The sequence below is a fragment of the Halospina sp. K52047b genome (assembly GCF_008709855.1).
GTDB lineage: Bacteria > Pseudomonadota > Gammaproteobacteria > Pseudomonadales > Oleiphilaceae > Halospina > Halospina utahensis_B.
The window spans coordinates 459,445-484,160 of record NZ_VYJH01000001.1 but is presented as its reverse complement, the minus strand read 5'-3'; the positions used below and the strand labels follow the sequence as shown (position 1 = coordinate 484,160).

Below are 24,716 nucleotides of genomic sequence, written 5' to 3'. Positions count from 1 at the left end.
TAAATAAAGCAACAATGTCCATCACGCTAAAGGATGGTAGAGAGCTACGAGTCTTTGTTACGAATACCTATTTTTTCACTGAGTATACCTTTGAAAAAGTGATGGCTGTAGATCCCCAGGTAGAGGCTATAATTTGTTCTTGTCCTGCAGGCCAATACTCGGAAGGTGCCAAGCAGCTGTGTATTGAAAACGGTATTGGGCTGTTCATGTTCAAAGAATTTATGGGTGCCCTACGCCACAATGGTGACCGATTCTTAAACTTTTTGCTCAGAGACGAGCGAGAGCTTCGCATAAATTCGTTCAAAAGACCTCTCGAACGGACAAAACTACCCAAAGGTTTAAAGGTCTACCTTTTTGGATCATATATGCGGAACAAGTTATACCAGGATATTGATGCGGCAATTGTCTATTCAAATGACACAGCTAGAAATTCTGTCGATGAAGTTTCGGAAGTTCTCAAAAAAGAGTTAAGAGAGCAATCCCACAAGCTGGACATAACTGTATGTTCCTCCGAAGAGTTCTCGGCTCTTAAGTTGGACCACGATAACCTGACAAAGGTCTACGCCTCGTGACTCAGATGAAAAGCGCCCAACAAGTCGGTCAACCGGACGCCAAAAGCGTGCCGCTTTTGGTTCCCTCCGCTAGCGCTCCGGCGCCGGTTACCTAAGCGTTAAAAGGACACATATGGATAACGTGCACGATCGAGTTGAGGTTGGAAGTGAAGCAATCTGTGCGCTGGGGCAGCCGGGACTCGGTGTAGTTCATGCTTGTAAAAGCCCTTGTCACCAGCGGGCAGTTGGTTACAGAGGGAGCCTTCCCAAGGATCACCCGAATTACCTGTCACTGCGCCAGGGTAATGATTTGTATTTGAACATAATTGATCCTCAGATCCCTCTTTTCCCTGATGATCTTTTTCGAGTTTATCTACCATTTGCTAGAGAAGTATGGGACTCGGGGGCCACATTAAGGGTTCACTGCAATCAAGGGGAGTCCCGCGCGCCTTCACTAGCGATAGTATTTCTAGCGAAGCATGTTGGGGCGATCTCGAACGAAAGTGCTGAGCGTGCGCGGGCGGATTTTCTCCAGCTGTTTCCACGCTATATGCCTGGACGGGGCATCCAAAAGTACCTGTCGGAGAACTGGAGTAAATTCGATGCCTTTTAACCAGTCGCTTGAGTACGCTCCGCTCCAAGCCCACCGCTCAGCTTTGCGTTATGTAGGCCATACTACGAGAGCCGATCGATCGTGAAACAGATTGAGCGCTACAACCTGATTGGGAAGATTGCGCTAACGCTTCAGGAGCGCATGAATACAACCGGTATAAATGTATTCCTCGGCGGGTTTGGGATTGAGCACGAGCAGGTAAGCATTGTCCCGAGCAAGCGAGTGTATGTTGAGAATCTACTCGCTTCTGCGGGTGATGCTTTGGTCGTGCAAATTGCACAGGATCTCGATGTTCCAATACCGAGCACGACACTAAACTCGACTAGAGAATTGGCCGGCTATTTGTCGCAAGCAGGCTATCAGGCGGCGACTCACGATTTTGAGCGTGCGCTCGCGTATGTCGAAACCGATGCGGAACAGGCGCTCGGGAGTGCCTCGTCCACACTCGAGAGCATATGCAAGGGCGTACTAGACGAGTTTGGAGTGACGTATCCAAGGGACGAAAGCTTGCAACCGTTGCTCAAAGCGGTCTTTGAACAACTTCAGTTGTCACCTGACGGTCACGCGGATCCCGATATTAAGCGTGTCCTGGGTGGATTAGTGAACACTTCTGTCGGTATAGGTGTACTGCGAACTAGATATTCCGGCTTTCACGGGAAAGGGGGCGATCAGAAGCGCAGGCGGCTCACGGATCGGCACGCCCGATTGGCTGTCAACGCTTGCGCCACCGTGGGGGTATTGATCGTGGAAACTTATCGTGAACGATTCTCAGGTTAGGGGCGCAGACACATAACCTTTCGCTAAAGCGGACTGTGGACTTGCCCTACTAAAGGGCCACCGACTTGTGGAACTTCATGCTTTTATTCCGCTCTCATTGCCTCTAGAACGGCAACGCCGTCAAACGGCTCCTGAAAATAGGCCTCACCCTCCAGCGCCTCCCGCATTGATTCAGGCAGAGACTCGTAACGCTCCCTGAATCGCCAGGGCGAAGGCGTATAAAGCAGATCCTCCACTGCCTTCAGTCTTCCTGCCGTCTTTCCAGACAGGTCCAGTCGCTTGAGCATTCCGATGGCGTATGAGAGTTCCGTCAGCTCCGGGCGTTCACACTGGCTTTCCAGCAGCTGGGCACGCGCGATCAGGAACACCCTCACCTGCTTGAGTTCATACTGCCTCAACTGTTCCAGCAACTCGTCGCCGGGCAAAGAGCGTGCTCTGACCTGCTTCTCGCACCGCTCGATCGCCTGCTCATAAGCCTCTACCCGCTCTCCAAGATAGGTTCGTGCCTCAGAGGCCACCGCAGGCGCAGCTGAAACGACTGCAAAGACCCACACTGCAGTACGTGTAAACCATTTCATTGCAGCGCTCCTTCGCAGCCGTTCTCGATATTCTTCCAGAACTGGCGTTGTTTTGGGGACAGCTCGTGCCTGAGAAGCTGCATCCGCGCGACCTTGATGATGGTTTTCCTCACCATGGGTCCGATCGCCTGCATGGATTTGGCAAAACGGACCCAGTCGGTCGATTTGATGTTGAATGCGGCTTCCGCGCTGTTGTTGCCCAGAAAGATGCTCGCCATGACGCCGGCGGGCAGCACAACTTCCAGCATCTTCCCATTTCGCTGGGCCTTGCGGATGGTCTTGAGCGCTTCTCGGTCTTTGCTGTCGAGCTTGAGGTTTCTGACGGGAGTACACTCCATTGCGTCTCTCTCCTTCCCTGGTTGCCTTGTCATTTCAGAAGGTTACTGTCTGAGCTTTAGAGGTTCAAGTGATCGATTTCACGTTGGTGTGCAATACTTAGCGCGTTCATCAGGAGAGGCCTGGAGAATACCTGTTCCCCGCTGGCGTTCCCCTCGCCGAGGGCATCGACTGGATGAGTAGGAGCTTGTCGCTGCACATGCCCAACCATCATAATGAGCGCCCTGGCGGGCCTTGCGCGACACGACGCAGGCCACCGGAACCAACTTAAAATCAACAAGCCAGTGGAAAGGAGGCTACTTAATGGAATTGGATGTAACCTGGCAAAGGGTCGTGAAAGTTTGGTGGGCCTACCTGTGGAGGAGTCTCCTCGCTATGGTTGCCGCCATGATACTGGGAGCGATCGTTGGGTTCGTGATGGGGCTTGTTCTTGGTGCCGCGGGCGTAGGCCCTGACACCATTCAACTGATTACCGCACCCATTGGCGGCGTGATTGGGCTCCTGATCTCGATCATTCCGATGAAGTTGATTCTCGGCAAGGACTTCGGGGAATTCCGGTTGGTTCTAACATCGAATGAAACCCGCCCCGAGAGCCCCTGACAAGGCCGCAACGGTAACGCCGGACCCCCTCGGTTCCGGCGTTCCTCGCAGCTCTTCTACACCTCCCGGTGCCGATCAATCAGCTCACAGAGTGCATCCAGCCCATCCGTGAGCGCAGCAGGCCCCGGCTGCAGAATCAACGGTGACTTCACTTCGTAAAGCGCGTTGTTGGCAACGGCGGGAATGGCATCCCAGCCCGGTCGTTCCGCCACCTGCTCCGAGCGGAATTTGCGGCCACACCAAGAGCCGATAATGAGGTCCGGCTGGCGCGCAACAACCTCATTGGGGTCTTCGATAATACGCTCCCTGGCACCGGGCTCCGCGGCCCGCTCGGGAAAGACGTCTTCGCCACCGGCGATATGGATCAGCTCCGAGACCCAGCCGATACCCGTAATCATCGGGTCGCCCCACTCCTCGAAGTAAACACGCGGACGTGGCCCCTGAGCCTGCTTCGCCCGTATCGCCTCCACTCGTGACGCCAGTTCATCCGCATAGGGTTCGGTGCGGTCATGCAGGCCGAGCATGCCGCCGAGGGTGCGGATCATGGAGAAAATGCCGGCGACAGTGCGGTGGTTGAAGATGTGTACGGCGACCCCGGCGCGTACCAGTTCGGCGGCGATATCAGCCTGCATGTCCGAAAATCCCAGCACCAGATCCGGCTCCAGCTCAAGAATCCGCCCAATCTTGGCGGAAGTGAAAGCGGAGACTTTTGGTTTCTCCTGCCGCGCCCGTTCGGGGCGCACGGTAAAGCCGGATATACCAACAATGCGATCCTCGGCACCAATGGCGTAGAGCGTTTCAGTGGTTTCCTCGGTCAGGCAGACAATGCGCTTTGGGTAATCCATAGGCTCAGTTCCTGCGCTCCACCACAATGGTTTGCATGTAACGAACTCCTGTTGTTCACTCGCATTGAATGCTCCTCAACCTACGCTTATAGGGACTTTCTGAACACCCGGTTTACACACCTTTTTATGGCAATCTGCCAATCCGGTCCTGGTTCCAGAGCTGGTTCTTGCAGTTGCTATAGAAACAGCGTGGGTGTTCCTTCGCTGAGGAGCCTGACTGAGTCATGCATCCGGATTAACCAGCAACTTCGATTGTGTTTCCATTGGACGAAAGCTGGCGCGGAAGATGTTGAAATCGTTGATTACCATTAGGGGCTGAGTCATGCGCGATATTGATCCTGTAACACCTGGCGAGCTGCTGAAGGAGGAATTTCTTGAGCCCATGGGGATCTCGCAGTATCGCCTCGCTAAAGAGATTGGAGTCCCTGCTCAGCGTATCGGACAGATCATTGCCGGGAAGCGCTCTATAACGGCCGATACCGACCTGCGACTCTGTCGTTTCTTCGGGCTTTCCAATGGTTACTGGTTGCGGGCACAGGCCGCTTATGACACTGAACTGGCCGAAGATGCTCTGGCCGAGCAGCTGAACAATATTCGCCCCTGGAATTCCGGTTCCACCGTGGATCACAGAGCATAACCAGTCATGCTACCCGAACGCACTGAAGGGTACCGGTTCGCTTCGCGGTTAAGCAGGGTCTCCGGGAGAAGTGTGAACTCGAAACTTTGCTTGCAAGGAGTACGGTTTCCCCCTGATCGCACAAACGAGGAAACAGGATGACGAAGGCCCGAAATCTCGCTGCGGCAATTGCTGTAATCGCCTCTGCGGTCCTGGCCGGATGCGGCGCCGGGGCTATCAATGAGCAGCACGACTCACCGCAGGCCAAAGCCGAGCCGGATACCACCCACGAGACTGCGTGGACAGCTGGCATCATCGACCAGTCGAAATCCGACGCCCCCGCCTCCACGCTTGTCGCCGTCCGCACCGCCACCCATGAAGAATTAGACCGGGTTGTTTTCGAGTTCGACGAGCGGGTTCCGGGCTACCACCTGGAGTACATCGGCCAGCCGGTAAGAAAGTGCGGTTCCGGCAAAGTCGCCCCGATCGCCGGTGATGGCTGGCTCGAGATCCGGATGTACCCGGCGAACGCGCACACCAGCGAGGGCCAGTCGACGATTGCCGAGCGGGAACGCAATCTGAACCTGCCCGTGCTCTCCGAACTGGAGCTGACGTGTGACTTCGAGGCCGTTGTGACATGGGTCCTGGGCGTCCAGTCGCCGAACCGCTATCGGCTCCGCGAGCTTAATGGTCCACCGCGGCTCGTCATCGACATCAAGCACTGAGGGAAGTCATGCTTACGGTCATCTCGTCAAGGCACTCGCCATCTGGTTTGTCATCCCCGTGCTGGCCATCGCCAACGGGGGCCTGCGTGAATCGGTACTGATGCCACTTCTGGGCAGTAGCCACTGGCACCGCTGTTGCGCCGAATTTCCCGCGAGACCGTGCTACTGCTGCACCCAATGGTCTGGGCTATCGAACCAAGGCTGCACTGGTGCTGCAAACCGGCCTCGATCTGGTATCGTCGTCGCTGGGTCAGTTGTCGGTATCCCATCTGCTCTTCACTTTGGTCGGTAAAGGCGATGAGGGTACCGGCGGCGGCCCTCCTACCTCTACCCGGCTATTCCAAAGTGCTGCAGTTATTATCTGAACTCAGGATTTCAGAAAGTTACTGGCTGAACCCCCTGGGTTCAAGTGATCGGTAAATGCTGTTTCTGCTCACCGCCTGGAGAGTGTTCATCAAATACCTGTTCCCGCTGGCCTTCCGCCCTCGCTGATGGCATCGACTGGGTGAGTAGGATCTTGTCGCTGCACATACCCAACCATCATAATGAATGCTCTGGTGGCCATTCGGCTAAACGAGGCAGGCCGCCAGAGCCAACCTAGGATCAACAAGCCAGTGGAAAGGAGGCTACTTAATGGAATTGGATGTAACCTGGCAACGGACCGTGAAAGTTTGGTGGGCCTATCTGTGGAGGAGTCTCCTCGCTATGGTTGCCGCCATGATACTGGGAGCGATCGTTGGGTTCGTGATCGGGCTTGTTCTTGGTGCCGCGGGCGTAGGCCCTGACACCATTCAACTGATTACCGCACCCATAGGCGGCGTAATCGGGCTACTGATCTCGATCATTCCGATGAAGATGATCCTCGGTAAGGATTTCGGGGAATTCCGGTTGGTTCTAACATCGAATGAAACCCACCCCCACACCCCGTAACAACGCCGTATCGGTAACGCCGGAATCCCTCGGTTCCGGCGTCCTCGCAGCCTTTCTACGCCTCCTGGTGCCGATCAATGAGCTCGTGGCGCGCATCCAGCCCATTTGTGAGCACCGCCGGCCTACCCTCACAAGGTGGCACCGCCAGTACAGATGGTACCGTCAACAATATACCAGCGGTTTTTATCTGAATTCAGGAATGGGCAGTGGCACGTAATATAGAGATAAAGGCGCGCTCAAGCGACGTTGCCTCCCAGCAGCGCATTGCCTCCCGCCTTGCGGATAGCGCACCGGTGCTGCTCGAACAGGAGGATACGTTCTTCCATGTACCGCGGGGACGGCTAAAGCTCCGGGCGTTCGGCGACGGTACAGGCGAGCTGATTGAGTACGAGCGGGTAGATTCACCAGAGGCTAAACAATCAACTTATATCCGTTCCCCCGTATACGAGCCCCATTCCCTCAAGGCGGCATTGGCGGCCGCCCTTGGCGTCCGTGCGGTGGTCAAGAAGAGGCGTATGCTGTTTCTTACAGACCAGACACGAATTCACCTGGACGAGGTAGAAGGGCTTGGCTGGTTCGTCGAGCTTGAGGTCGTGCTCGGACCAGACCAGATGAGGTGGACCCATTCGTCTGGACAACTTGAGGGCTCTGCTAAGCTATGACCCGATTGGTTTGATGACTCAAGCTGCCATCCTCAGTGGTTGATCGTAATAGACCTCGTCCGGGGTTTGGTAGTCCAGTCCCTGGTGAGGCCGGTGTTGGTTGTACCAGTGGAAGTAGCGGGTCAGGTCCTGGCGCAGCTCTTTCCCATCGTTGAACGCCTTGAGGTAAACACACTCGTATTTGACGTTGCGCCAGAGCCGCTCCACGAAGATATTGTCCTGGTAGCAGCCCTTGCCGTCCATGCTGATGCTCACGCTGTGGTGCCTGAGGACGTCTGTGAAGGCCTCACTGGTGAACTGCACGCCTTGGTCCGTGTTGAAGATTTCCGGTGTGCCATGGCGCTGCAACGCCTCCTCCAGTGCTTCCACGCAAAAGTCCGCGTCCATGGTGTTGGACACCCGCCAGGCCAGTGCCTTGCGGGTGTGCCAATCCATGATGGTGACCAGATACATAAACCCGCGGGCCAGCGGCACGTAGGTGATATCAGCGGCCCACACCTGGTTGGGACGATCGATGATCAGCCCTTTGAGCAGGTAGGGATACACGGTGTGTCCCGCGCCTGCCAAAGAGGTTCTGGGCCTGGGGTAGACCGCCTGAAGGCCCATGGCCCGCATCAGGGTCTGGATCCGTTTGCGGTTCACTGAGTGGCCCTCACGCTGTAGATGCACCGCCATACGGCGCGAGCCATAGAACGGCGTGTGAAGGTACTGTTCGTCGATCTCACGCATCAGATCAAGTTCCTTCTGGGTCCGTGGCTGAGGCCGGTAATACACCGATGAGCGGCTCACGCTGAGCAGCTCGCATTGGCGCGTGATGCTGACCTCAGGGTGGTCGAGCTCAATCATCGTCAGCCGCTGCTGACGCCTTACTGATCGAGCTTGCGCGACAAAAAATCGCGCTCCACCGTCAGCCGGCCGATCTCGCGATACAGCTGGTCTGTATCCGGCTCATTGGCATCCTTGCGTGAGCTGGCGGATTTGGTATCAAAGATGTCTGACGCGTTGTCCTGGAGCTCGCGCTTCCAGGTGCTGACCATGGTCGGGTGGACCCCGAACCGGGCCGCGATCTGGGACGTGGTCTCTTCGCCCTTGAGCGCCGCCAGCGCGACCTTGGACTTGAATGCGGAACTGTACTGCTTGCGTTTCTTGCTCATGATTCGCCTCCTGTGGCGAGGGTGAATCATAGCTTAGCGGCCTGTCCAAAAATCGGGGTCCACTTCAAGAGCGAGACGGAGGGGCGGGCAATTGCGGACAGGTTGATGTCAGAGCTGGGCATCCAGTCGTCAGATTTAGTCGCTGGCGCGTATGTGGATCTGCTGGCGAACGAAGCCTCACGTTAAGCAAGATCTCAAGAAGAATCGTGGACGAGAAGTCCTCACCCGAAAACGAAGACAAAGAATGGCACGCTCTAACCACCCAACCGCCTCGAATGCCATGATCAAGGTCCTGCGACGTGCCGGGAAATACCCAAAGCGCTTAACAAGCGAGCAGGTAAAGAAAGCCACGTTGCTGCAGATCAAAGAGGCTGCAGGCGCAACTTTTTCCTTTGCAGGCAGTGGTACCAGTGGCATTGTCCGGAACATTGCCATCGGAATCTATGAGGTGACGGAGTAATGGGTAATCAGAAGAACGAAACCTCTTTGCTCAGTGATCTGATCGCTCTTGCAGGACTGTTTTTCCCTAGGAGCATTCATGCTCTACCGGTCTCGAGGTTTTGAGCATGCTTGCGCGCATTACGATCGACTCTGGGAAAAATGCACAGAGGAATGAAATGGCGAACCAAGAATGCCCGTCACGTTAATAATACGGGTAATTTACAAGGATCCACGGAGACGATGATGGACCACGCGATCCAGGAGTTGGACACGGAAGACCCTCAGGCTATTGAAGCAGCCTACGAGGTCTTTTCGGTTCTACGACCGCATCTCAGCAAGACCGGTTTTATTGATCAGGTACGTGCCCAGACGGAGGAAGGCTATCGGATTGTGTTCATTGAGCAGAACGCAGAAATCGTGGCCGCCGCCGGCTTCCGCGTCGCTACCTTCCTGGCCTGGGGGCGGGTCCTGTACATTGATGACTTCATTACCCATCCACAGAACAAGCGGTCTGGGTTCGGTAGCGCGCTTCTGGATTGGTTGCTTGAGGAGGGCCGGCGGCTTGGATGTGGAGCCGCTCACCTGGACACGGGCCACCAGCGCCATGACGCCCATCGGTTGTATCTGAACAAGGGCTTTGTACTCAATTCGCATCACATGAGCGCAGCCCTGAGCTTAAGGGATTGACGGTTACCGCGGCTCGTCATCGACATACGGCACTGAGACAGCGCCTGGTATCGCGTATCAGTACGCCCCGGAGCGATGGCTGAGCCGGTTCAGCGCTTTTCCCGTTTGCGCATTGGCATTGTGTCGATCAACGCAAAGATCCCGGCAACATCCAGACCCTGGCTCCGCTGCTTAATCCCGCCATCCTTGCCGATCAGAACAACGCTTACGTTTTCCGGCTGTGCGTCGAGCGTTTTGCGGACATCCCGCTGCAGATCCCTGCCCGGCTCCTCCAGATTCGACTGGATGCCCTGATCCCCGACGACAAACCAAACGATGTCCCGATCATCGATACCTGCAGCATGGCGCCTTAGGGTCTCAACACGCTGATCGGGCTCATTGGCACCTTCAACGAGAATCAGCCGGTTACGCCATTGGAAATCCGAAAGTGAACGCATCCCCTGTTCTCCCGCAATGACTGGGCCAAACCAGAGTAAACCGAGAGCCAGAACGGCCGGCCGACTGATCACCTCGTTTAACCATTTCATCCCGCTATTTCCCTCTGCAAACCTCTTCAGTTATACGCTTGGAGGAGATTCAGGTTTACGATAGGCTCATGCGAAGGAGGCTTCATGAAGAAAGGACTTGAACTGACAATCCCCCCACCCCTGATTGCTCTGACCGTCGCTGTGCTGATGTGGAGTGTCGCGCAGCTCGTTCCCGGCGCGGCCCTGCCATTCCCGCGTTCAGCGACGCTGGCAATTGTGGTGGCAGCGTTTGGTTTCGGCATTGCCCTGATTGGTGTCCTGCAGTTCTGGCGTGCCAGTACCACGATCAATCCGCATACGCCCCAGAAATCCGCCCAGCTGGTGGAGCACGGGATCTACCGCTTCAGCCGCAACCCGATGTACCTGGGGCTTGCTGTGGTGCTGCTGGCCTGGGCCCTGTACCTGACCAATGCCCTGTCACTGCTTCTTATCCCGGGATTCATCGTCTACATCAACCGGTTCCAGATCCTGCCGGAGGAACGCCACATGCGGGCGCTGTTCGGCCAGCCCTTTGACGAGTACGCCGCTCGGGTAAGGCGCTGGATCTGATGTAAAACCTGGTTGCTCAAGAAGGGGCGTTGAATGGCCCGCGTTTCCTGGCCGACCCGGAGTGGTCGATCTGGCGGACCAACTGGTTCGTTAACAAGGTTTTTGTCCTGGCCTGCTTTGTCCTAGTGCTGTATGCGGCCCTGAGGCGCCCGGAGGGTTTCAGGGCATCCCGTTGATATGACCATAGAAGGTAGGGGCCGATGCTTGTGACGATTGCAAGCTACAGCTTTCCATTCGAAGCTCAGATCGTGCGCTCACGCCTTGAACCAGAGGCGATCTCGGCCTGTGTCGGGAAGCTTCGACCCTTGAGACGTTCCGTCGTGCCTTCGATGTCATCGACAAGAAGCAGCAGGAAATCCCCCTCCTCCGCCTCGGCAAAGGCCTTTGCCACTGCCTCCTGTTCACTCAGGATCGTTTCCACCTGAACGGACGAATCGGCATCCGTGGCACCACTGTGAATGAGCTTCGCCGTCTCGCCGGTCTCGCGCCCACGGGCGTCCGTCTCATAGACATAGAGAAGATCGCACATACTGGCGAGCTGCCCGCCCAGGGCCCGTAGATCGTCGTCCCGCCGGTTGCCCGGTGCCGTGGCGACACCGATCCGGCGCTTGGTGGCCAGCCCCCTGACCAGGGATTCAAGCGCCTCCAGCGCCGGGACGTTGTGACCGTAGTCGATCAGGCATTTCACACCATCCGCCTCGAAATAATTCGTGCGGCCCGGCATCTGCGCCGGTGTCGGATGGAAGGTCAGAAGCCCCGCACGAACGTCATCGATCTCTACCCCGTGGCCGATGGCGGCCCCGGCCGCGGCCATCGCGTTCTGTACGTTGAATAGGGCATGGCCCTCGAAGGCGATCGGCACATCGTTGACGTCGACGATGTCGACCGTGACCTTGCCTTTCAGCAGAACGATCTTCCCGTTCTTCACGGACAGCACCATGCGGTGGTCACTGAGGTGCTCGCCCAACTCCGGATGATCGGGATCCATGGTGAAGTATATGATTTCACCGCGCGCCCAATAGGTGCCGTGCTCCATCACCAGTGGATCGTCGGCGTTAAGAACGCAGTACCCGCCCTCCTTCTTCACCGAATCGACGACGACGGTCTTGCAGCGGGCGAGTTCATCCAGGGTATGGATATCGCGCTCGCCCAGGTGGTCGGAGGCGATATTCAACAGGACGCCGACATCGCTCTCGTCAAAGCCCAGCCCGCGCCGCATGATGCCGCCACGCGCGACTTCGAGCACGGCATGCTCGACGGTCGGCTCCTGAAGCACGGCCTGTGCTGCCCCGGGACCGGAATAGTCACCACGCAGGATGACATGGTTGTCGATCTCGACCGTACCGGTACACCCCATGCCAACGGAATGCCCTGCCTGGCGGAGAATATGCGTGGTCAGGCGCGTCGTCGTTGTCTTGCCGTTGGTGCCGGTGATCGCGGTTATCGGAATCCGGCCGTTATTCGTCGGGTCGGGGAAGAGCATATCCACCACATGCTCGCCCACGGGACGGGGCGTGCCGTGGGTCGGCGCCATGTGCATGCGGAAACCCGGTCCGGCATTGACTTCGACGACACCGGCCGACTGCTGGTCCAGCGGCAAGACCAGGTTTTCAGCCAGAAGATCGATGCCAATCACGTCGAGCCCGACAAGCCGGGCCACCCGTTCCATCGTGAACCGCACTTCCGGGTGTACGTCGTCGGTCAGATCCGTCGCGGTTCCGCCCGTTGAGAGATTGGCGGTCGATTTCAGATACGCAATCCCGCCTTCCGGCAGCACGGTATCCAGTGTATAGCCCGCCTGCTCGAGCATCCGGTGGGTCTGTTCGTCCACATGGATCTGGGTCAGCAGGTTTTCATGACCCACGCCACGGCGCGGATCCGAATTCTCGATATCAATGAGTTGCTGGATGGTGTTCGTTCCATCGCCCGTCACATGAGCGGGCCGACGGCGGGCCGCGGCCACGAGTTTGCCGCCGATCACCAGAATCCGGTGGTCCTCGCCCTTGATGTAGCGTTCCACAAGCACGGTTTCATGATGCGCATAGGCCGCTTCATATCCGGCTTTCAGGTCTTCGATGGAGGTAATGTCGGTCGTCACGCCGCGTCCATGATTGCCCGACAGTGGTTTGGTGACGACCGGCCACCCGATCCAGTCCGCCGCGCTTCGCGCCTCCTCGAAGGAATAACAGGCTTGCCCTCGCGGCACCGGGACTCCGGCGTTGTCCAGTATCTGCTTGGTCCATTGCTTGTCATCCGCGATCGAGTGGCCGATGATTCCGGATGAATCCGTCACCGTCGCCTGGAACCGCCGCTGTTTGACGCCATGGCCTAGCTGCGTGTAGCTGGTGCCTTCGGTAAGGTTATAGGCCGGAATGCTTCGAGCCCTGGCGGCATTGACGATCGATCCGGTGGAGGGGCCGAGGGCATTGGCATCGCGAACCTCTTTCAGACGATCGATAGTGGGATCGAGGTCCACGTCCTCGCCGTCGTAGAGCTTCTGGGCGATCTCGACCGCAGCCTCGCCCGCGGCGAGGCCTGTGGCTTCGTCCCGGTAGCGATAGACTACGTTGTAGATTCCGGGGTCATAGCTATCGATGGTTTTTCCGTAGCCGACCGAAAAGCCGACCAGATTCTGCAACTCGATCGCCAGATGCTCGACCAGATGCCCAGCCCAGGTACCATCCCTGAGCCGCTTCAGGAAGCCCCCTGGTTCCCCGACCGAGCAACGATGATCGTGGATGCTGGGAATCAGCTTCTCAAGCTTGTCAGCTATCCCTGGAACCTTGTCGCTCGGCCGCTCTTCCAGTTGGTCGATAGCGAGCCGCATGTAGATGGTTTTATAGCGGCTGTAGTAATTCGGCCCGCGCAGAGCGCGGTGTTCAAGAATTCGCAATCCAGTGCTCCAGACCTGCCGCCCTGAGCTCGTCAGGGCCCAGGACCCGCCGGTCTTTCAGGTTAAACCCATAACCATCGACCAGCGCGTGCATGATGACGTTGTGTACGGTGACCGCTTCACCATCCGAAAGCTCGAACACATTCGAGCCTGATATCTGGGAACTGTCTACGATGATGACATGGCCGGGCCCGAAAGCCCGCATGACATCGCCCTCGAACAGGACCGCCGCATCCTCGCCCAGGCCGACGCCCAGGTATTCGGGGTTGGTGGCGCCGACTTCCATCAATCTCGAAAAGCGTCCACGCTCAAGGAAGTGGGTATCAATGATGATGCCATCAACCAGACCGAAGCCGGCGGCCATCTGCACCGCACCCTTGCGCAGGGAATCGGTGGCCGGTCCGCCATAGACCATCGTCTGGGACTGACAGGCCGCCCCCGCGCTCGTCCCCGCGATCACGGTGCCCGATTGACGCTGCGCACGGATCGTCTCCAAAACCGGAGAACCGCCGAGAATGTTCGTCAGCCGCATCTGATCGCCGCCTGAGATGAAAACAATGTCCGAGTTCCGGATCATTTCAACGAATTGTTCCGACGCCGCGTCGCTGCGCTCGCGGATCCGGATGTCCAGAACCTCCGACGCGCCCAGGCCCGAAAACACCTCGTGATACTCACCGAATACATCGTCGGGAACGCTGCTCGCCGTCGTGATGACGCCAACCACAGGCGCATCCTTTTTCGACAACGACAGGACACGGCGCAGTATCTCCGCCTCGGAGGTCTTATCCTCCGCGCCGCCAATTGCGACAAGCGGCCCTCCAGGGGTACTCTTGGCGGGTGTACTCATTGACTGCACTCCAAACCCCAAAATGACGATGTCCGCCGAATCATACATCTCTATGTATAGCACACTGGTTGCCGGCGGTGCTTGAATCTCATTGTCGCTGCAGCGCCGACACAGACTGGGAATCATCCAATCCCGGGGCTTCCGTGTGTCGAATGCGCAACAGGTAACCTGAACCTTCTGGAGAATCGACATGATGGGCGGCTTCAGTCTCGCAGTTCACGGCGGCGCGGGCGTTTTGCATCGCGATCAAATGACGCCAGAGCGTGAGGCCGACTATCACGCCGCCCTGGAGCGGGTGTTGAGCGCGGGTGAAGCCGTTCTCGACGCCGATGGCTCCGCGCTCGACGCCGTGACGCAGGCGGTGTGCGCCCTTGAAAACGAACCGCTTTTCAATGCGGGTCGCGGCGCCGTCTTCACGCGCAATGAGCAGCAGGAAATGGATGCCGCCCTGATGGACGGCCGCAATCGCCAGGCGGGTGCCGTCGCCGGAATCTTCGGGCCGAAGAACCCAGTATTGGCTGCCCGTAGCGTTCTCGAACACACCGATCACGTTCTCATGATTGGCGAGGGCGCACTTGCCGTCGCACGCACCGCCGGGCTCGATTTCGAAGAGCAGGACTATTTCTTCACGCAGGAACGGTGGGACGCGTTGCAGGAAACGCTGAAGATGGAAGCGGAAGGGACGCTCGACGATGACCCCTCCCGCCGTCACGGTACCGTCGGCGCTGTGGCGCGCGACCGGAACGGCCATCTTGCAGCGGCGACCTCCACCGGCGGCATGACGGCGAAGCGATCCGGTCGTGTCGGCGACAGCCCGGTCATCGGCGCCGGCACCTATGCCGACGACGCCACCTGTGCGGTATCCGCAACCGGCGATGGCGAAGCCTTTTTACGCCTGTGTGCCGCCCATGAGATCGACGCCCGCATGCGGCTCACCAGCGTGTCACTGGAACGCGCCGCCGAGGACGTCATCATGACCGAGCTTACAGCCCTGAACGGAACCGGAGGCATCATCGCGCTGGACCGCAACGGTGCCATCACGACGCCCTTCAACTGCGAGGGCATGTATCGCGGCTGGAGCGTCGAAGGGGACGGTCGAAAAACAGCCATTTACTGAGGTTCCCGGCCATATCAGATATAGTTTCCCCATCTTCCCCCAATTCCAGAGGAACCCCCTTGGCTGAAAACGACAACGACCGCCTCGCCGTGATGATTGATGCGGACAACGCCCAAGCCTCGCTCTGCCCCGAACTGCTGGCGGAAGTGGCGCGGTTCGGCGTTGCCAGCGTGAAGCGCGCCTACGGCGACTGGACCACCACCAACCTCAAGGGCTGGAAGGAACACCTGCACAAGCACGCGATCCAGCCGGTTCAGCAGTTCAGTTACACCACGGGCAAGAACGCCACGGACTCCGCGCTGATCATTGATGCCATGGACCTGCTCCACGAAGGCAAGCTGGATGGCTTCTGCCTGGTCTCATCGGACAGCGATTTCACGCGCCTCGCCACACGGATCCGCGAATCGGGGCTGACCGTGTACGGGTTCGGTGAACGCGCCAGGAGATCGCCATGGCGACGGGATCGGCCAGCGCCCCCCCCACCATCAAGGGTCGACTTTGCCCCTCAGAGCCTTGGTTTTGCCTTTCCGCGTCTTACTGTCAACGCGGCGTCGCCGCGCTGACCTGGTCGGTCTGGTGGGCCGGCGCACCTTCTGTTGCTTCACGGCGCCCTGGATCAGCGTCTTCAGGCGCTGCATCGCGTCCTCTTTATTCAGCTCAAGGGTGCGGTGGGACTGTGCCTTGATGATCACCACGCCCTCCTTACTGATGCGCTGGTCGGAGAGCGCCATCAGCCGTTCCTTATAGAACGGCGGCAGGCTGGAGTTGGGGATGTCAAAACGCAGGTGCACCGCCGAGGCAACCTTGTTGACGTTCTGGCCACCCGCCCCCTGGGCACGGATCTGGGTAATTTCGATCTCCCAGTCAGCAACTTCAACGGTGTTCGATATTCTGAGCATAACAACATCATCTGCCGCGGGCGCTGACCGGCGTCCGGCCGTGGCCATCTACGAGGAAATCCAGGAGCTTGTGGCATAATGCGTTGACTGGAAGCACCACCCATTCAGACAACCGTCATCAGTGGTTGCCACAACGCCGTTCATTGTAAGCAAAGATGCCCAGAACCAGTACCCATCACAGACACCTGCAGAAACAACTGGCCCGCGCTGAAACCTACGACCAATGGTTCGCCGCCGCGGAGGCCCTGGACGAAGCCGAGGGCCTGCTGGACTGGCGTGAAGGGCCGGGCTCGGATCTTCTGCATGAAAAGCTGATCCGCGAGCACCTCTACGCCATGCGCGTTCACCGTAAAAAAGGCGATGTGGCGGCGCTGAACCGGGTTCTCCAGGAAAGTCTTTACCGGCATCTCGGGGAACTGTCCAACCCCGAGCTCTATAGCGTGGCCCGCACGGGCACCACAAAACTGGCCACGGAATTTCTGGATGAAGTGGAAAACGCCATGAACTTCATCTGCGACCACCCCATGCCGGGCGTTTCCGAGGCGCACAAGCTGCAGCTTTTCCAGGAGGCCGAGCGGGTATTCGGGCGGCCGGCGCTGCTGCTCAGTGGCGGTGCTGCTTTCGGCATCTATCACATCGGCGTTGCACGTGCCCTCTGGGAACAGGGCCTTCTCCCTGGAGTTATTGCGGGCTCGAGCATGGGCGCGATTGTTGCCGGTGGCGTGTGCTCCCGGAACAATCAGGAGCTGGAACGGCTGTTCTATGAGCCCGACTACATCCACCTTGAGGCCTTCCGGTGGCTGGAACCCGGTCAGATCTGGCGACACCGCCATCTCATGGACCCGCAGCAGCTGCTGCGCCACATCCGGAGCAATGTCGGCGACATGAGTTTCCGGGAAGCGGCCGAACACAGCGGGCGCACTCTGAATATTTCCGTCTCACCTACCCGCACCCGGCAGAAGCCACGACTTCTCAATGCACTGGCGGCTCCGGACGTACTGGTTTCCTCCGCCGTTCTGGCCTCCTGTGCGGTGCCGGGGATCTATCCGCCGGTAACACTCCGGGCGCGGGATCCCAACGGCGAGCGCAGCGCGGAAAAGCCCTACATGGGCACCGAGCGCTGGATTGACGGCAGTGTTCACGGGGACCTGCCGCTGATGCGCATGGCCCGGCTGAACAACGTCAATCGCACCATTGTCAGCCAGGCCAATCCCCATGTACTGCCTTTCATCAACCATCATGAGAACAGTGGCGCCAGGGCCTCGCTCAAGCAGGCGACCACGTCCGTGCTGAAGGCACAACTGGCCACATCCCTTCAGGTCAGCCGCAATGTATGGTCCCGTTCACTGTTGCGGCCGTTGCTGGATCAGGCCCACTCGGTGGCCACTCAGCCCTACCTGGGCGATATCAATATCCAGTTCCCCGCTCAGCCCGGCCTTTACCGCAAGGTGTTGTCCAACCCGGATGAACAGGATCTGGCCATGTACATCCGGATGGGCGAGCGCGCCACCTGGCCACGCATCCCGATGATCCGCGACCAGACCCGGGTCAGCCGGATATTCACCGACTGCATAGCGCGACTTCAGGCAAAGTTGCGACAACAGTAGATCAGCACTCCCTGCCGGATGCTATGACCCGCGCAACTATCCTTCGTTCCAATGGACACATCTTACCAGGACCCCCAATGGCTGATACCGAAAACCAGCGCCTCGCTGTCATGATCGACGCAGACAACGCCCAGGCCTCCCTTTGCGCCGAACTGCTCGCGGAAGTCGCACGTTTCGGCGTTGCCAGCGTTAAGCGCGCCTACGGCGACTGGACCACAACCAACCTCAAGGGCTGGAAGGAGCATCTGCACAAGCATGCCATCCAGCCGGTCCAGCAGTTCAGTTACACGGTAGGTAAGAATGCGACGGACTCCGCACTGATCATCGACGCCATGGACCTGCTGCATGAAGGCAAGCTCGACGGGTTCTGCCTGATCTCATCGGACAGTGATTTCACAAGGCTGGCAACACGGATCCGGGAGTCAGGGCTCACGGTGTACGGCTTTGGTGAACGCAAGACGCCGGAACCCTTCGTCTCCGCCTGCGACAAGTTCATCTACACCGAGATACTGAAAAGCCGCAACAGCGCTGACGAGCCGCAGCCCGTCGATGCGGAACAGACCAGTGATCTCCGGAACATTCTCATTCCGGCGGTAAACACCGTTTCAAAGGACGATGGCTGGGCACCGCTTTCCGGGGTGGGCTCCTACCTCAACAAGAAGTACCCCTCGTTCGACTCACGCAATTACGGGTATGAAAAGCTGGGGCAGCTCATGAAGTCACTGGACTATATTACCGTGGATGAGAGGAAGCCACAGCCGGACTCCCCGATCACCCACATTTACGTGAAGGCCACCGCCTGACGCCCGTCCGGGGCCCACTCCGTCGCCAGAGCCAACGGAGCGGTATCACTTGAGATTCGGGGTGGCATGGCTCTGCCCCATGTTGCCGAAACTCTGTTCATAGAGCTCTTGAAAGCTTTCAACGAAGTACCGCACGACCCGATTCGGTGCATGCACCATGTTGTCATCCGAGATGAGGCCGAACTGCACGGTTCCAGCGTAGCTGAGGATACTGAGCCCCACCCCGAGGTGGCCGGACTGGGGCACCCAGACAAGCGGTTGCAGGATTCGAGCCCCGGCAATGCTGAGAGGCGACCGCGGGCCCGGCACATTGGTCAAAACCAGTGACGATTTGTCGCTGAGCGTGTTGAGAGCGAATTTCTCCAGAGCCGCGGGACCGTAGCCAAACAGTTCCAGCAGGCCAAAAGTTGCCCGTGGCTGCTGGGAATTCTTGATCTCCGACAGTGCCTTTTTCACCTTTTTGAAACGCTTTATGGCATCCGGCTCATCAAGGGGTAACTCAACCAGCACAAGACCAAAGTGGTTGCCCAGAGACTTAACGGGCTGATCTTTCGGGCGCAGGTTGAAGGGAATAGTGACATGGATATTCCCTTTGATGTATCGGTCCGCCTCGCTCAGATACCGCCTGAGCGCACCGGTAACAGCAGCCACCAGAACATCGTTGACCGTGCCCTCCATCTGATGCGCAAGCTCCTTGACCCGCGCCAGCGGCAGGGGATCAGCCCAGGCTACGCGCTTACGCCCCGACAGTTCGGCATGCAGGTGAGTGCTCGGGTCCCGCGGCATCAGTCCCAGATGAGCCACTTCCCCGACAATCGCCCGGCCTTCCTCGAACCAGTGCGTGACATGCTCAGGATGGCGAGCGAGCTCCATACCCTCCTCGAACAGTTCATGACCCAGGTGAACGCCCTGCTGAGCTATTCGTCGCATGGATCCGGTCAGGAATCTGACCAGACCACCAGCGGGCAGCTGGTCCACATGTTCTGCTTCAGGAAGCCTTCCTTCACTGGCCAGGGACATGAGCACCTGGACCAGCGCGAGCCCGTCCGCGATGCAGTGGTGCAGACGTGCCACAATGGCCGCGCCATCCTCGTAATGGTCCACAAGATGGAACTGCCAGAGGGGATGCCGGACGTCCAGTGGGGTGCTGGCGAGGTCCCCCACGAGATCCTGGAGTGCCTGCTGATCACACGGCTCCGCGAGCGCTATATGATGGAGATGGTTATCCAGGGAAAAATGCGGATCCTCTTCCCAGAAAGCCCTGCCGTCATCCTCAGTAACACGCTGGGAAAACCGACTGTAGCGCAGCAGCCGCTGTTCCAGCAGTTCCCGGAACGCCTGGATGTCCACCTGGCGATCCAGAACCAGTACCCCCGTGATCATCATGGGGTTATCTTCACTCTCCATGTGCCACCAGGCCGTATCGACCGCCGTCATCTGTTCCCGTGCATCACCCATCACCAACACTCCCGCTGCGCTGTAACCGATGCGCTTCACCGGCTCCCTGGCTTCGATTATAGGCCTGTTGATGGCGGCAAATGTTGAGCTGGCTCAATCATCGAGAAAATGACCGCGCCCGATTTATGATGGCCCATCTGACCGACACAGCCGAATAAGGATGACACCTCATGAATGAGTGGTTCGCAAGTACGCCTGTGCCCCTGCTGGGCGTCGTACTCAGTTCAACCGGGATGTACGTCACCATCCTGCTCCTCGCCCGCTGGTCCGGCGTGCGCAGTTTTGCCCAGATGTCGGCCTTCGATGTGGCGGTCACCATCGCCATTGGGTCGTTGCTCGCAACCTCGGTCGTTTCCACCGACCCGCCCCTGCTTCAGGGGATGACAGCGGCCGCTACCCTCTATGGGCTGCAACTGGTTGTGTCACGGCTTCGCCGCCGCAACGAGGCAACCCGCAGGACCTTCGATAATGACCCGATCCTGCTGATGGGCCCTGGCGGGGAGCTTCTGCACGAGAATATGCAGGTGGCCCGTGTGACGGAGGACGACCTGCGCTGCCAGCTGCGCAAGGCCAACGTGATTGATCCCGCCGATGTGGAAGCGGTGATCATGGAGGGCACCGGGACGGTCCATGTCCTGCGGGGCCACGGAACCGCCCCGGCGCCCGATTCCTGGATTCTTGGGAATGTGCGGGACTATTCCGGATCGAGGCTCGAGGGGAGGACCTGACGATCAGCCTCCCTTGATGACCTCGCGCTCAAGCCCCAGAAGCAACGCCAGCCCGACTGCGGCCGAAAGCCGGATCAGCATTTCCAAGGGGGGAATCTCAGAATCAAACACGGCACACCTCCTCTTCTGTTGCTGTTTTCCGATTACGCACCAGCGCTTTGCCTTACAATGCAGATTACATCGTTCTGCTACGCTGACCGAAATGTCTGCCATTAAGGTATCTCAATGTCCGAAGATCCCCTCAAGACCCTGTCCGACCTGGCCAGCGAGGCCCATGCCCGCATCCAGCAGGCGCATGAGCACATCAACCCTGTTGTGGAAGTCCGCCAGGGCATGCGCAACAGCGGCATCCCTGCGGACGTGATGACCATTGACTGCCTGCGCACACGCCGGCGGATTGTGCTGATCCTTCACGATGAGCAGCCCGGCACCCTGCTGTTTGAGTTCATTGGACTGGACGAGGAGCCCGGCGGTCCCTTCCGGAGTATCCCCCTGACCGAAGTGGGCGCGGATACATTATTTGACTGGATGCAGGACTATTTCTCTGATTAAGTATCCATTCCCTTCACAATCTTACCGTCTGTAGCGAATTGTATTTCGTAATCAACGATCTCCGGGATATAGTTTATACTCTCTCTAACTTTGTTGGCTCAATGCCAGCCCACTTCCCGGTCGCTGCGCGCTGTTAATGATACGGAAAACCACAGCCACAACCCTGATCGCGCTCCTGATGGTGGCCACGGCGTTTGCGTGGGCCGGGGAGCCAAGAGAGCTGAACCTCAATGCCTCGCACGGCGATCTGGGGCTGGGCGGCCTCAAGCAATGGAACTTCAGCTTGACGATGGATGGGGCGCTGGACCCGGCAGATGCGCCGGATAAGGGCCACGCCCAGACAGAATCCAGAACAAAGCTGAACCTTGATCGTTTCCTTTTCTCAAGCCGCATGGACAACCTGAGTATCCAGTTTGGTCACCACCAGGCGGCCAGACAGGGACTTCTCTTTGACGGGGATACGGACTGGGGGCTCTCCGCCACAAGCGAACTGGAGCCGCTGAACAGCAATCTTTCGGTTTTTGCTGTCAGCGCTGGCGAAGCACCCGATACCGTCCGTGAGATGCAGCTTTCCGGCGATACTCCCTGGTATACCGGGGGTGTCTGGGAAGCGACACTGCCCATCGCCGGCTCCGATACAACCTTCTGGGCGGGCTATGTGGCCGGCTCCCGGAGTTCCCGGGCGGCGTACCAGCAGGGGTACTCGGTCGGTATTCAGAGTGGCTGGGACGACAACCGGCTGCGCCTGACACTGGAACAGGCCATCAGCCGGCGCTCCGCTCTTGACCAGCGCCCGGACCGCAAGGTCTCGGATACCGCACACACGGTAGCCCTCCGGTACCGTCCGGAAACGCACCTGCCGTTCCTTGGCTGGGAGTTCGGTGCGGAGGCAAAGCACGTGGGCGACGCTTTCCATACGCCTGGTAACCTGTCCATGACAGGCGCCCGCTCCTCCCGGCGGGTATTTCTCAACCTGACCCCCTTTGACAACGGTTCCCTGGGCTACAGCTACCGTCAGCTCAAGGAGAGCTATGGCCCGCAAAGGGTCACCAGCCATGGCAACGAACTCTTTGCGGGTCTCACCCTTTCCCCCTGGGGCTGGCTCAGCCTGCAGCCTTACGGTGAGTTCGAGCACCGGGAATACGGGAGTCTGGATATGACGGGCCAACAGAGTCTGTTCCGCCTCACTGCGGACGCCTGGCTGATCCCGGACGAACTCGTGTACCGCAACACGTTCAAGCTGAGCCGCACCCGTGAACCGGTGGACTCCCTGCAGATCCGGGACAGGCGTCGGCAGTACCTGGGCGGTGAACTGCAGTGGCAGGCGCTCGCCCCCACCCACAACCGTACGGGCCTGGATGTTAACCTCAGCTTCAGCGCTGACCGGTACGAATCCCGCCTCAATCGCGGCGGTTCCCTGGATGATTACCAGGTGCTGCTTTCCATCAGTTCCGGCGGTGAGGGCGGTAGCCGGATCTGGTAGCGCCGGTTACATTTTGTGATCCGTTTAACGGTTGATAGACTGCAAAGGCATCATTCAACCACAGGACACAGATACCGATGAAAAAAGCCATTGCCGGCCTCATGCTGATGACAGCTACCGGAGCAGTAGCAGCGACCCCGGAGCTGCCAGAAGAATACGCCTACCTGGGCATCCATGGCACCCAGTTCTTCCATGACACCAACGGCCAGCGCCAGGACAGCGCGGATCTCGACAGTGCCCTGCTGCCCGGTCTCCAGATCGGCTACCGCTTCCAGTCCGACTGGTCCGTACAGGCACTGTATGAGACTGGCGAGCTGGACGCGGAACAGGGCAGCGGTGAGACAGATCTCGACACCGCAGTGATCGAGGGCCGCCGCCATTTTGGCAGCTTTGACCTGGCCGGGTTCGAGCCCTATGCCGGGATTGCCGTCGGGCACCATGAGTTTTCCGCCAATGGCAGCGACGACACTGAAACCCTGACCGGCATCGGTGTGGGCGTTCAGCGTGCGGTCGCAAGCAATGTTTTCATCGATGTGGGCGCGCGCCACGACTTCATCCTTGATAACAGCCGCCAGGATACGCAGGTCTATCTGGGTGTGAACTACGCCTTTGGCACCGGCGGTGACGAACCGGCTCCGACCCCGCAGCAGGAGCCCGCCAAGCCGCAGGACTCGGACAATGACGGCGTCCCCGACAGCCGTGACGACTGCCCTGACACACCCGCCGGCACCCCGGTGAATGACGCGGGCTGCGCCATTGAGCGCGACTCCGACAATGACGGCGTAACCAACCGCAACGATCAGTGCCCGGACACGCCGGAAGGCGCGAAGGTCAATGATCAGGGCTGCCACGAGACCCTTGAGGAAAGCGTGCGCGAGACTCTCAATGTGCGCTTTGAGACCGCCAGCGCCAACGTCACTGAGGGTTCCCTTCCGGAGATCCGCGACGTGGCCGAAGCCATGCGTGAGTTCCCTGAAAGTACCCTGGTACTGGAAGGCCACACAGACAGTGTTGGCAACGCAGAGTCCAACCGGGCCCTTTCCCAGCGCCGCGCGGAAGCCGTCAAGCAGATCCTCGTGGAGGAAATGGGCATCGACGCGGAGCGGGTGAGTGCTGAAGGCTACGGTGAATCGCAGCCGGTTGCTGACAACGACACCGCTGAAGGCCGTGCCAGGAATCGCCGTGTGGAATCCGTTCTGGAAGCCAGCCGGGAAGTCCAGCAGTAAGCGGCGTTTCCACCGCATCCCTGGATGACCCCCGGGAGCCGGCCCAGCCGGCTCCCGTTCCTGCTCCCTCCTCCTCGTCCCTTCCTTCTGACCATTCTCTACCACCAGCAGACGACGCCGTGATGACCTCTGGACGGCATGCGTTCGTACGCGTTACACAGAAGGTGCACGGAGCTGCCCTGAAACCCAGAGAAGAAGAGAGGATTACCATGACCCAACCCGTTGTTGCGGATAACAAGCCGATGAAGGTCAGCCTTACGGCTGGCGAGAGCTACATGTTCTGCGCCTGTGGCCGGTCTGAAAGCCAGCCATTCTGCGATGGTTCCCACAAAGGCACAGGCATTACACCCGAGAAGTTCACCCCTGAGGAAAGTGGTGATGCGGCGCTGTGCTGCTGCAAGCACACCAGCAACGCGCCCTACTGCGATGGCACCCACAAGCGATTTGGTCCGGAGGATGTAGGCGCCGAAGCGCCCTGACCGGGGGCCCTGAAACAGAAAAGCCGGGTGCGG

The 24,716-nt window shown here is 58.7% G+C and carries 26 protein-coding genes and 4 pseudogenes; 20 read left to right on the top strand and 10 right to left on the bottom strand.

The window, feature by feature from the left end:
• Window positions 1-572: nucleotidyltransferase domain-containing protein (locus F3089_RS02425; protein WP_151439245.1), on the top strand; the 572-nt coding region annotated here is incomplete at its 5' end.
• 673 nt (window positions 573-1,245) lie between these two features.
• Window positions 1,246-1,941 carry an abortive infection family protein gene (locus F3089_RS02415; RefSeq protein ID WP_151439243.1) on the top strand — a complete coding sequence of 232 codons (696 nt, stop codon included), beginning with the start codon at window positions 1,246-1,248 and terminating at the stop codon, window positions 1,939-1,941.
• A gap of 83 nt (window positions 1,942-2,024) precedes the next feature.
• Here F3089_RS02415 and F3089_RS02410 read toward each other — a convergent pair whose 3' ends face one another.
• Window positions 2,025-2,519, bottom strand: a complete 495-nt coding sequence (locus F3089_RS02410) for a hypothetical protein (RefSeq protein WP_151439242.1) — start codon at window positions 2,517-2,519, stop codon at window positions 2,025-2,027.
• Entirely contained in the window at window positions 2,516-2,857 is a 342-nt protein-coding gene (locus F3089_RS02405) for a hypothetical protein (protein ID WP_095617224.1), read from the bottom strand. The genes F3089_RS02410 and F3089_RS02405 overlap by 4 nt, the downstream gene beginning before the upstream one ends.
• A 301-nt stretch (window positions 2,858-3,158) precedes the next feature.
• Between F3089_RS02405 and F3089_RS02400 the strand changes: the two genes are divergently transcribed.
• Window positions 3,159-3,455 carry a hypothetical protein gene (locus tag F3089_RS02400; protein WP_151439241.1) on the top strand — a complete coding sequence of 99 codons (297 nt, stop codon included), beginning with the start codon at window positions 3,159-3,161 and terminating at the stop codon, window positions 3,453-3,455.
• Between the two features lie 56 nt (window positions 3,456-3,511).
• Here F3089_RS02400 and F3089_RS02395 read toward each other — a convergent pair whose 3' ends face one another.
• Window positions 3,512-4,300, bottom strand: coding sequence for a cobalamin-binding protein (locus tag F3089_RS02395; RefSeq protein WP_151439240.1), 789 nt, complete (start codon window positions 4,298-4,300; stop codon window positions 3,512-3,514).
• Window positions 4,301-4,528: 228 nt separating this feature from the next.
• Between F3089_RS02395 and F3089_RS16015 the strand changes: the two are divergent.
• From F3089_RS16015 to F3089_RS02380, 3 genes and pseudogenes are all read left to right on the top strand, one after another.
• Window positions 4,529-4,612: pseudogene (locus F3089_RS16015) on the top strand (type II toxin-antitoxin system RelE/ParE family toxin); the annotation flags it as partial.
• Between the two features lie 10 nt (window positions 4,613-4,622).
• Window positions 4,623-4,937, top strand: a complete 315-nt coding sequence (locus F3089_RS02385; RefSeq protein ID WP_151439239.1) for a HigA family addiction module antitoxin — start codon at window positions 4,623-4,625, stop codon at window positions 4,935-4,937.
• A 137-nt stretch (window positions 4,938-5,074) separates the two neighbouring features.
• Window positions 5,075-5,641 carry an AMIN-like domain-containing (lipo)protein gene (locus F3089_RS02380; RefSeq protein ID WP_151439238.1) on the top strand — a complete coding sequence of 189 codons (567 nt, stop codon included), beginning with the start codon at window positions 5,075-5,077 and terminating at the stop codon, window positions 5,639-5,641.
• Window positions 5,642-5,742: 101 nt separating this feature from the next.
• Here F3089_RS02380 and F3089_RS16010 read toward each other — a convergent pair.
• Window positions 5,743-5,910, bottom strand: a pseudogene (locus F3089_RS16010) (helix-turn-helix domain-containing protein); the annotation flags it as partial.
• Between the two features lie 364 nt (window positions 5,911-6,274).
• Between F3089_RS16010 and F3089_RS02370 the strand changes: the two are divergent.
• Window positions 6,275-6,571, top strand: a complete 297-nt coding sequence (locus F3089_RS02370; RefSeq protein WP_151439236.1) for a hypothetical protein — start codon at window positions 6,275-6,277, stop codon at window positions 6,569-6,571.
• A 206-nt stretch (window positions 6,572-6,777) separates the two neighbouring features.
• On the top strand, window positions 6,778-7,233 hold the full coding sequence (locus F3089_RS02365) for a class IV adenylate cyclase (RefSeq protein ID WP_192497251.1): 456 nt from the start codon (window positions 6,778-6,780) through the stop codon (window positions 7,231-7,233).
• 18 nt (window positions 7,234-7,251) lie between these two features.
• Here the strand turns inward: F3089_RS02365 and F3089_RS02360 are convergent.
• Window positions 7,252-8,387 (bottom strand): IS3 family transposase gene (locus tag F3089_RS02360; protein ID WP_151439234.1). Its coding sequence is split into 2 segments (ribosomal slippage): window positions 7,252-8,114 and window positions 8,114-8,387, totalling 1,137 coding nucleotides; the frame shifts between segments, so codons are not numbered across the junction.
• A gap of 244 nt (window positions 8,388-8,631) precedes the next feature.
• Here F3089_RS02360 and F3089_RS02355 point away from each other — a divergent pair.
• Both F3089_RS02355 and F3089_RS02350 read left to right on the top strand, forming a co-directional pair.
• Window positions 8,632-8,847: a hypothetical protein gene (locus F3089_RS02355; protein WP_151439233.1), complete on the top strand. Its 216-nt coding sequence runs from the start codon at window positions 8,632-8,634 to the stop codon at window positions 8,845-8,847.
• A 221-nt stretch (window positions 8,848-9,068) separates the two neighbouring features.
• A complete protein-coding gene (locus tag F3089_RS02350; protein WP_225741648.1) occupies window positions 9,069-9,515 on the top strand; it encodes a GNAT family N-acetyltransferase in 447 nt (148 codons plus the stop codon).
• Window positions 9,516-9,604: 89 nt separating this feature from the next.
• On the opposite strand, the gene F3089_RS02345 is transcribed toward F3089_RS02350, so the two are convergent.
• Complete coding sequence (locus tag F3089_RS02345) at window positions 9,605-10,042, bottom strand: DUF4174 domain-containing protein (RefSeq protein ID WP_151439232.1); 438 nt, start codon at window positions 10,040-10,042, stop codon at window positions 9,605-9,607.
• 84 nt (window positions 10,043-10,126) lie between these two features.
• Here F3089_RS02345 and F3089_RS02340 point away from each other — a divergent pair, with 84 nt between their 5' ends.
• Window positions 10,127-10,591 carry a methyltransferase family protein gene (locus tag F3089_RS02340; protein WP_225741647.1) on the top strand — a complete coding sequence of 155 codons (465 nt, stop codon included), beginning with the start codon at window positions 10,127-10,129 and terminating at the stop codon, window positions 10,589-10,591.
• Between the two features lie 241 nt (window positions 10,592-10,832).
• Here F3089_RS02340 and cphA read toward each other — a convergent pair whose 3' ends face one another.
• Window positions 10,833-13,484, bottom strand: coding sequence for a cyanophycin synthetase (gene cphA / locus F3089_RS02335; RefSeq protein ID WP_151439231.1), 2,652 nt, complete (start codon window positions 13,482-13,484; stop codon window positions 10,833-10,835).
• Window positions 13,471-14,331 (bottom strand): cyanophycinase, encoded by an 861-nt coding sequence (locus F3089_RS02330; protein ID WP_151439230.1) that lies wholly within the window; start codon window positions 14,329-14,331, stop codon window positions 13,471-13,473. The genes cphA and F3089_RS02330 overlap by 14 nt, the downstream gene beginning before the upstream one ends.
• A 190-nt stretch (window positions 14,332-14,521) precedes the next feature.
• Between F3089_RS02330 and F3089_RS02325 the strand changes: the two genes are divergently transcribed.
• A complete protein-coding gene (locus F3089_RS02325; protein ID WP_151439229.1) occupies window positions 14,522-15,448 on the top strand; it encodes an isoaspartyl peptidase/L-asparaginase family protein in 927 nt (308 codons plus the stop codon).
• A gap of 92 nt (window positions 15,449-15,540) precedes the next feature.
• Window positions 15,541-15,885, top strand: a pseudogene (locus F3089_RS02320) (NYN domain-containing protein); the annotation flags it as partial.
• A gap of 48 nt (window positions 15,886-15,933) precedes the next feature.
• Here the strand turns inward: F3089_RS02320 and arfB are convergent.
• A complete protein-coding gene (gene arfB / locus F3089_RS02315) occupies window positions 15,934-16,347 on the bottom strand; it encodes an alternative ribosome rescue aminoacyl-tRNA hydrolase ArfB (RefSeq protein ID WP_151439279.1) in 414 nt (137 codons plus the stop codon).
• Between the two features lie 155 nt (window positions 16,348-16,502).
• On the opposite strand from arfB, the gene F3089_RS02310 reads away from it, so the two are divergent.
• Both F3089_RS02310 and F3089_RS02305 read left to right on the top strand, forming a co-directional pair.
• The gene (locus tag F3089_RS02310) at window positions 16,503-17,954 is read left to right on the top strand and encodes a DUF3336 domain-containing protein (protein WP_151439228.1); all 1,452 of its coding nucleotides are present in this window, start codon (window positions 16,503-16,505) and stop codon (window positions 17,952-17,954) included.
• 77 nt (window positions 17,955-18,031) lie between these two features.
• Window positions 18,032-18,757 (top strand): NYN domain-containing protein, encoded by a 726-nt coding sequence (locus tag F3089_RS02305; RefSeq protein ID WP_151439227.1) that lies wholly within the window; start codon window positions 18,032-18,034, stop codon window positions 18,755-18,757.
• A gap of 45 nt (window positions 18,758-18,802) precedes the next feature.
• On the opposite strand, the gene F3089_RS02300 is transcribed toward F3089_RS02305, so the two are convergent.
• The gene (locus tag F3089_RS02300) at window positions 18,803-20,215 is read right to left on the bottom strand and encodes a wax ester/triacylglycerol synthase family O-acyltransferase (RefSeq protein ID WP_151439226.1); all 1,413 of its coding nucleotides are present in this window, start codon (window positions 20,213-20,215) and stop codon (window positions 18,803-18,805) included.
• A 170-nt stretch (window positions 20,216-20,385) separates the two neighbouring features.
• Between F3089_RS02300 and F3089_RS02295 the strand changes: the two genes are divergently transcribed.
• From F3089_RS02295 to F3089_RS02270, 5 genes and pseudogenes are all read left to right on the top strand, one after another.
• Entirely contained in the window at window positions 20,386-20,943 is a 558-nt protein-coding gene (locus F3089_RS02295) for a DUF421 domain-containing protein (protein WP_151439225.1), read from the top strand.
• A 225-nt stretch (window positions 20,944-21,168) separates the two neighbouring features.
• Window positions 21,169-21,495, top strand: coding sequence for a hypothetical protein (locus F3089_RS02285; RefSeq protein ID WP_151439224.1), 327 nt, complete (start codon window positions 21,169-21,171; stop codon window positions 21,493-21,495).
• A gap of 136 nt (window positions 21,496-21,631) precedes the next feature.
• The gene (locus tag F3089_RS02280; protein ID WP_151439223.1) at window positions 21,632-22,978 is read left to right on the top strand and encodes a hypothetical protein; all 1,347 of its coding nucleotides are present in this window, start codon (window positions 21,632-21,634) and stop codon (window positions 22,976-22,978) included.
• Window positions 22,979-23,055: 77 nt separating this feature from the next.
• The gene (locus F3089_RS02275; RefSeq protein ID WP_151439222.1) at window positions 23,056-24,204 is read left to right on the top strand and encodes an OmpA family protein; all 1,149 of its coding nucleotides are present in this window, start codon (window positions 23,056-23,058) and stop codon (window positions 24,202-24,204) included.
• 209 nt (window positions 24,205-24,413) lie between these two features.
• Window positions 24,414-24,680: pseudogene (locus tag F3089_RS02270) on the top strand (CDGSH iron-sulfur domain-containing protein); the annotation flags it as partial.
• Window positions 24,681-24,716: the final 36 nt, after the last annotated feature.

Bases quoted from the DNA above. Each gene is read 5' to 3' on its own strand.
- F3089_RS02350 (WP_225741648.1), top strand. From the start codon at position 9,069: ATGATGGACCACGCGATCCAGGAGTTGGACACGGAAGACCCTCAGGCT.
- F3089_RS02295 (WP_151439225.1), top strand. From the start codon at position 20,386: ATGAATGAGTGGTTCGCAAGTACGCCTGTGCCCCTGCTGGGCGTCGTA.
- F3089_RS02310 (WP_151439228.1), top strand. From the start codon at position 16,503: ATGCCCAGAACCAGTACCCATCACAGACACCTGCAGAAACAACTGGCC.
- F3089_RS02400 (WP_151439241.1), top strand. From the start codon at position 3,159: ATGGAATTGGATGTAACCTGGCAAAGGGTCGTGAAAGTTTGGTGGGCC.
- F3089_RS02405 (WP_095617224.1), bottom strand. From the start codon at position 2,857: ATGGAGTGTACTCCCGTCAGAAACCTCAAGCTCGACAGCAAAGACCGA.
- F3089_RS02275 (WP_151439222.1), top strand. From the start codon at position 23,056: ATGAAAAAAGCCATTGCCGGCCTCATGCTGATGACAGCTACCGGAGCA.
- F3089_RS02410 (WP_151439242.1), bottom strand. From the start codon at position 2,519: ATGAAATGGTTTACACGTACTGCAGTGTGGGTCTTTGCAGTCGTTTCA.
- F3089_RS02305 (WP_151439227.1), top strand. From the start codon at position 18,032: ATGGCTGATACCGAAAACCAGCGCCTCGCTGTCATGATCGACGCAGAC.
- F3089_RS02355 (WP_151439233.1), top strand. From the start codon at position 8,632: ATGGCACGCTCTAACCACCCAACCGCCTCGAATGCCATGATCAAGGTC.
- F3089_RS02330 (WP_151439230.1), bottom strand. From the start codon at position 14,331: ATGAGTACACCCGCCAAGAGTACCCCTGGAGGGCCGCTTGTCGCAATT.
- arfB (WP_151439279.1), bottom strand. From the start codon at position 16,347: ATGCTCAGAATATCGAACACCGTTGAAGTTGCTGACTGGGAGATCGAA.
- F3089_RS02345 (WP_151439232.1), bottom strand. From the start codon at position 10,042: ATGAAATGGTTAAACGAGGTGATCAGTCGGCCGGCCGTTCTGGCTCTC.
- F3089_RS02285 (WP_151439224.1), top strand. From the start codon at position 21,169: ATGTCCGAAGATCCCCTCAAGACCCTGTCCGACCTGGCCAGCGAGGCC.
- F3089_RS02395 (WP_151439240.1), bottom strand. From the start codon at position 4,300: ATGGATTACCCAAAGCGCATTGTCTGCCTGACCGAGGAAACCACTGAA.
- F3089_RS02340 (WP_225741647.1), top strand. From the start codon at position 10,127: ATGAAGAAAGGACTTGAACTGACAATCCCCCCACCCCTGATTGCTCTG.
- F3089_RS02370 (WP_151439236.1), top strand. From the start codon at position 6,275: ATGGAATTGGATGTAACCTGGCAACGGACCGTGAAAGTTTGGTGGGCC.
- F3089_RS02325 (WP_151439229.1), top strand. From the start codon at position 14,522: ATGATGGGCGGCTTCAGTCTCGCAGTTCACGGCGGCGCGGGCGTTTTG.
- F3089_RS02300 (WP_151439226.1), bottom strand. From the start codon at position 20,215: ATGGGTGATGCACGGGAACAGATGACGGCGGTCGATACGGCCTGGTGG.
- F3089_RS02380 (WP_151439238.1), top strand. From the start codon at position 5,075: ATGACGAAGGCCCGAAATCTCGCTGCGGCAATTGCTGTAATCGCCTCT.
- F3089_RS02280 (WP_151439223.1), top strand. From the start codon at position 21,632: ATGATACGGAAAACCACAGCCACAACCCTGATCGCGCTCCTGATGGTG.
- F3089_RS02385 (WP_151439239.1), top strand. From the start codon at position 4,623: ATGCGCGATATTGATCCTGTAACACCTGGCGAGCTGCTGAAGGAGGAA.